The organism is Nostoc sp. PCC 9305, assembly GCF_963920915.1.
Classification (GTDB): domain Bacteria; phylum Cyanobacteriota; class Cyanobacteriia; order Cyanobacteriales; family Nostocaceae; genus Nostoc.
Genome location: NZ_CAWUDN010000040.1, coordinates 57,667 through 63,768, shown reverse-complemented (window position 1 = coordinate 63,768; position 6,102 = coordinate 57,667). Strand labels below are relative to the sequence as shown.

The 6,102-nt window shown below is 43.4% G+C and carries 7 protein-coding genes; 5 read left to right on the top strand and 2 right to left on the bottom strand.

What is annotated here, in order from left to right; translation table 11 throughout:
- Nucleotides 1–201: hypothetical protein (locus tag ACM0OX_RS16895; RefSeq protein ID WP_414516269.1), on the top strand; the 201-nt coding region annotated here is incomplete at its 5' end.
- A 16-nt stretch (nucleotides 202–217) separates the two neighbouring features.
- Here the strand turns inward: ACM0OX_RS16895 and ACM0OX_RS16890 are convergent.
- Both ACM0OX_RS16890 and ACM0OX_RS16885 read right to left on the bottom strand, forming a co-directional pair.
- Nucleotides 218–343, bottom strand: coding sequence for a photosystem II protein Y (locus tag ACM0OX_RS16890; RefSeq protein WP_292747505.1), 126 nt, complete (start codon nucleotides 341–343; stop codon nucleotides 218–220).
- 225 nt (nucleotides 344–568) lie between these two features.
- Complete coding sequence (locus ACM0OX_RS16885) at nucleotides 569–1,096, bottom strand: gamma carbonic anhydrase family protein (protein ID WP_414516268.1); 528 nt, start codon at nucleotides 1,094–1,096, stop codon at nucleotides 569–571.
- A 239-nt stretch (nucleotides 1,097–1,335) separates the two neighbouring features.
- Here ACM0OX_RS16885 and ACM0OX_RS16880 point away from each other — a divergent pair, with 239 nt between their 5' ends.
- From ACM0OX_RS16880 to ACM0OX_RS16865, 4 genes are all read left to right on the top strand, one after another.
- The gene (locus tag ACM0OX_RS16880) at nucleotides 1,336–1,848 is read left to right on the top strand and encodes a TIGR02652 family protein (protein WP_414516267.1); all 513 of its coding nucleotides are present in this window, start codon (nucleotides 1,336–1,338) and stop codon (nucleotides 1,846–1,848) included.
- A 76-nt stretch (nucleotides 1,849–1,924) separates the two neighbouring features.
- Complete coding sequence (locus ACM0OX_RS16875) at nucleotides 1,925–2,368, top strand: VOC family protein (RefSeq protein WP_414516266.1); 444 nt, start codon at nucleotides 1,925–1,927, stop codon at nucleotides 2,366–2,368.
- 142 nt (nucleotides 2,369–2,510) lie between these two features.
- Complete coding sequence (locus ACM0OX_RS16870) at nucleotides 2,511–5,387, top strand: M16 family metallopeptidase (RefSeq protein ID WP_414516265.1); 2,877 nt, start codon at nucleotides 2,511–2,513, stop codon at nucleotides 5,385–5,387.
- Between the two features lie 104 nt (nucleotides 5,388–5,491).
- A complete protein-coding gene (locus ACM0OX_RS16865) occupies nucleotides 5,492–6,016 on the top strand; it encodes a plastocyanin/azurin family copper-binding protein (RefSeq protein WP_414516264.1) in 525 nt (174 codons plus the stop codon).
- Nucleotides 6,017–6,102 lie beyond the last annotated feature (86 nt).

Sequence of the window (6,102 nt, the reverse complement as noted above, 5' to 3'; positions counted from 1 at the left end):
GAGATGTGGGAGCAGGGGAGATGTGGGAGCAGGGGAGATGTGGGAGCAGGGGAGATGTGGGAGCAGGGGAGAAGTTGCAGTATTTTCCCTCTGCTCCCTGCTCCCTGCCTCTCTGCCTCCTGTGCCCAATTCCCAATGCCATTAATCGATATGAATGAAACCGACTGTCTCCGTAAACAGAAACAGCCGATTGAAGAGTGATGATATTAAGCCTAAATTAGGCTTCCCGATCCAAAAAGCCTTGAATTTGTCTTAAAGCCGCAGCGCCAATATTAAACACTGCCCAGCTAGCTGCAATAGCAACTGGTGCTAAAACGATCGCTATACGAAAATCGATATCCATATCTAGAACCCCTCTCTTAAGTAGAAATTAAAGTTTTGTCAACAGCTCTCATTTTTATTTTTAGCTGAAGTGGGCAATTTTTCCAAATAAAAATGTAAAGAATGTTTAATTTATGGGGCATTGGGCATTAGTTATTGGGCACAAGAGGGAGAGGGGAAAGAGGTAATTTTTATTCTCCCCCCTTTGCCCCCTTGCTCCTTGCTCCCCGACTGTATCCCTTACTCTCTAAGACTTCTTAAAGCCGATATCAGTACCTTTACCAGCATGAACTAAAGCTAACTTGTGGTAACGTTCAGCGTGTTCAATCAGTTCTGCGGCTTCAACATCTGTTACTTGCCGTAACACTTTACCTGGAATACCGACAACTAAAGACAAAGGCGGTACATTTTTAGTTACCACTGCGCCAGCACCAATAATGCTACCAGCGCCCACTCGTACCCCATCTAAAATCACTGCGCCAATGCCAATCAAACTTCCACGCTCAATGTAAGCAGAATGTACTACAGCGCGATGCCCTACGGTAACATGATCTTCTAATATTGTTGGAAAACCAGCATCACCATGTAGAATTGCACCATCCTGAATATTTGTGCATTCGCCAATTTCAATTTGTTCTACATCTCCTCTCACTACTGCTCCATACCAAATGCTCACTCCTGTTGCTATATTTACCGAACCCATTACAACAGCATTGCCCGCAATGAAGGCAGCTTGAGAAAAATCAGGAGATGTCCAGTAAGAAGCGGTAGACACGATAGAATATAAATATGATACCCAGGAACACTGGAGAAACTCCAACCTTTGAGGCTGGTTGCACAACCAGGATATCACAGCGTCAAGCCTCTACGCTGAGGAAAACACTAGTGAACAATGTTCCTGCCGCAACACCGTGTCTATGCAGCAGTGAGCAAGTAACTCAAAGTGGTTGAGCCGAAGTGTATAATCCAACCCACTAGTGCTGGTGAAGACAAAATTATGTTTGTACGCACTTCATGATGAATCCAGGTTTGCAGTACCCGATGTTTGGGCCGGAAATACAGTGTCCCCATTGTCGCCAGACTATTCCGGCGTTGACACTCACAGATACCTATTTGTGTCCGCGTCATGGCGCGTTTGAAGCTAATCCTAAAAATGGAGAGTTAATCCATTTGCAATCGGGGCGTCATTGGCGGAGGTGGAATAATGAATGGTATAGACAACATACTCATCCTGATGGTATTCGCTTTGAAATTCACGAAGCATTAGATAAGCTCTATACCCAAGGTTTTCGAGCAACACGAGTGATTATTGCTCGACGCTATCAGGAATTGATGAGTGGCTATTTAGAACGCAGCACGCCTTGGCGTGCTGGACAACCAGAAGCTACTGCTGCGCGTTTGTACGGTTTACCCGTGGAGTTTAGCCCTGAGACTTCAGAAGATGACTGTTGGGAAGTGATTAATTTTGACTTGGAAAAAGAGCCTGGTGTCCCTGTACGCTACCCTTATTTCAGGTTGTTTGAGTAAAGTTAGGAGTTAGGAGTGAGGAGTTAGGAGTTAAATTCAATTTAGAACTCATAACTTACAACTCCTAACTTTTGTTATGCACCACGCTTCTATTCGGACTGCGAATATTCATCGAGCGATCGCTTTCTACGAACTTTTAGGGTTTACAATCTCAGAGCGCTTTACCACAGGCTACACTTTAGCTTGCTGGATGGAAGGATTGGGTGGCAGAATTGAACTGATCCAAATTCCCGAACCAAAACCAGCCCCAGATGCTTTTGCTGATGAGCATTATGTAGGGTATTATCATCTCTCGTTCGATTTAACTGAGATGACACCAGATTTACCTAGCTGGTTGACAAATTTGCAAGAACGTGTATTGCTAGTTGTTGAGAGTCAAACCGAAGGATTAGAACCGTTGAAGGTGCTTTTAGAACCGACACAACAGCAAATAGGCGATCGCATTTACGAAGTGGCTTTCATCGCCGATACTGATGGCTTACCTCTGGAATTCATTCGGATTTTAGCAAAACTCCCATAATTTAGCTTTTTTATTACCTTTGTTGCTAATATATTGTTTTTCTGTATTGTTACTGAAGTCACAGATTTTTTTGCCAGATTAAAGTGTAGTCACTCACAAAAACAATTATGTAACTTAATTTACAGATAAATCTGCTAAATACATGTACGGATTTGCCAAATTTTATTCTAAATTTTATAAATATCCCTTACCGTTATTACTTTTAAGTTTATGGCTAGTAGCTGTTTTTTTGTTGAGCGATCGACCTGCTCATAGCCAACATCCTGTTACATCTAACAAAGAAAAATATCAGTCAACCTTGCTAGCAAAAAGAATAATGCCCTCAACACTGACAGAAAATGTCCGCAAGACAGTGCTGGAGAATGGTCTAACTGTCTTGACAAAGGAAGTGCATACTGCGCCAGTGGTGACGGTGCAGGTGTGGTACAAGGTTGGCTCGCGTAACGAAGAACCAGGTGTGAATGGCATTGCCCACCAATTGGAACACATGATGTTTAAAGGTACTCTAAACCGTCCAATTCAATTTGGACGTTTGTTTAGTGCTTTAGGTAGTGATTCCAATGCTTTCACCAGCTACGATCAAACTGCATATTACGGTACTGTGGAACGAAACAAGCTGAAAGCGCTGTTGGTGCTGGAAGCAGACAGAATGCGAAATTCCCAGATTGAGCCGGAGCAATTAGCCAGTGAAAAGCGGGTAGTAATTTCCGAGTTGCAAGGTTACGAAAACAGTCCAGAATATCGCCTCAACCGCGCTGTCATGCAAGCGGTGTTTCCCAATCATGCTTACGGGTTGCCTGTAGGTGGCACCAAGGCAGATGTCGAGAAGTTTGAAGTTGAGCAGGTAGAAAAATATTACCGCAATTTTTACAGTCCCGATAATGCCGTCTTAGTGATTGTTGGAGATTTTCAAACTGCAAATACTCTCGAAACAATTAAAGAGGTGTTTGGTAAAGTACCGAGGCAGGAGGCAGGAGGCAGGGGGCAGGAGGCAGGGGACAGGGGACAGAGGGCAGGAGTTATTTCTCCCTCATCTCCTTCATTCAGCACTCAGCACTCATCACTCAGCACTCCCATCGTCTTGCGAGAACCAGGAGCAGGGCGGCTGTTACAAGTTGTGTATCCGCTACCGGATGCAAATCAACCGGATGTCCCGGCGCTAGATGTGATGGATTACATCTTGACAGAGGGACGGAATTCTAGACTTTATCAGGCATTGGTGGAATCAGGTTTAGCTAGTGAAGTTACAGCATCCGTCACCAGTTTGCGAGAATCTGGCTGGTATGAGGTGTTGGTGACGGCTGGAGCTAAACAAGATTTGAAAAAAATTGACTCAATGTTGAGTAGTGCGATCGCTAATGTAGCAGAAAAAGGTGTGACATCTGAGGAAGTTGAACGAGCCAAAACTCAATTAACAGCAGATGTAATTTTGAGTAACCGTGATATCACCTCTCAAGCAATGCGATTGGGCACTGATGAGACAACTGTTGGTGATTATCGCTACACAGATCGCTATTTGGCAGCTGTTCGTCTGGTGAAGCCAACGGATGTTGTTGCTGTCATTAACAAATACTTGACAAAAGAAGCGCGGACAGTAGGCTTTTTTGAACCAACCCAGAAGCGGATAACAGAAGTTGCTGACAAACCACACTCAGCCCAAACTACAGAAAATTTCTCTCCTGGCGCACCTGTGCTTTTTTCTGAGGTAATAAAATATTTACCACCCGTGGATTTGGCTACAGATGCGATTGCCCAAGTCTTACCCCAGGAATTTAAATTGACTAACGGATTGCGGTTATTACTGTTACCCGATCGCAGTACTCCCACCGTTACCTTGAGCGGTTATATTCAAGCTGGGACAGAATTCGATCCAGAGAATAAAGCTGGATTGGCTGCTTTTGTGGCAGATAATTTGCTAAATGGTACTAAGAGCAAGGATGTTTTAACTATTGCTAAAGTTTTAGGAGAACGAGGCGCAAGTCTAGACTTTCAAACCTACCGCGAAGGTGTACATATCGAAGGTGATAGTTTAGCAGATGATTTGCCGATACTCCTGGAGATATTGGCAGATGTTGTTAAAAATAGTAGCTTTCCCAGCAAAGAGTTAGAACTGCATCGCCAACAAACTTTAACTGATTTGCAACAGGAATTAGATGAGCCATCAGAAGTAGCCAGAAGAGTATTTGTTCAGTCAATTTATCCGAAAAAACATCCCTTACATACCTTCCCGACAGAGGAAAGTTTACAGCAGATTCAGCGCCAGGATGTGATTGATTTCAAAACTAAACATTATCGTCCAGATACAACAGTGCTAGCACTGGTGGGAGATTTCGATCTAGACAAAGTGCGATCGCTGATTAAAAATAAGTTTGGAGACTGGGAAGTTAGCGGAAAAGCACCCACATTAAAATATCCCCCGGTGGCAATGCCGCAGAAAATGGTGAGTGTTAACCCAGTTTTACCAGATAAAGCCCAAGCTGTAACTTATATGGGTTACACAGGCATTAACCGTTACGATCCTCGGTTTCATGCAGCTTTAGTATTGAACCAGATATTGGGAGGCGATACCTTATCTAGTAGACTAGGTGCAGAAGTGCGCGATCGCCAAGGTTTAAGCTATGGAATTTATAGCTCCTTCCAAGCTGGGAAGAATGTAGGGACATTTTTGATTGAGATGCAGACTAGTCCTGAAGATAGCAGTAAAGCGATCGCTAGTACCCGCCAAATGCTACAGCAAATCCATCAACAAGGCGTCACGGCGCTGGAAGTAGAGACAGCTAAACGCACCCTCATCAGCAACTACAACGTTTCACTGGCAAACCCAGAGGAATTAACAGATAGAATTTTGATGAATGAGGTGTATGGACTAGATAAAGTAGAATTGCACTCCTTCACTGATAAAATCCAGAAAGTCACCCTTGCCGAAGTGAATCAAGCGGCTCGCGAGTTACTCCACCCAGATCAAATCGTAGTCGTTACTGCTGGGCCATCTGTGTTAGCAGAGAAAAGTATTAGGTAGAGATAAGGCACTGGGCATTGATAATATAAAGAATAGGTAAAGTGTTTTTCTCGGCTACCTATTCATTCTTCCTGCTCATCAGCATTGCCTTTTGAGAATTAGTGATGAAAATTTATAACTGTTTTTACGAAATTGTAATTAAATCCCTTAGTTTCACAATTCCTGCTTGGGTACAAATATTACGGCGTAACTACGTGATATTAACGTTACTCCTCGCTCTAAATTTCATCGCTGCTACTCCAGCAATGGCGGCAAATTTGTCTGGTGATTTGCTCAAGCAACCAGCTACAGAAATTACAGTTAGCTTGGGTAATGCGGCTAACGAACTCAAGTTTGAGCCAAATCATTTGGAATTTGAGGTTGGTAAACGCTATCAATTACGGCTTAATAATCCCAGCCAACTGAAGCACTATTTTACCGCTAAAGATTTTGCCGATGGCATCTGGACACAAAAAGTTGAAGCAGGCAAAGTAGAAATCAAAGGAGCCATTCACGAACTAGAACTCAAGCCCGGTGCTGAAGCCGAATGGGTATTTGTCCCCCTGAAATCTGGTACTTATGGTTTACGTTGTACAATACCGGGACATACAGAAGCAGGTATGACTGGAGAGATTGCCATCAAAAATTAAAAATAATTGAGCTAAATACAACATTTCATTAAGGCGATTAAATTCTCTGCGTACCTTTGCGCTTAACTTTGCGCCCCTCTGCGTTT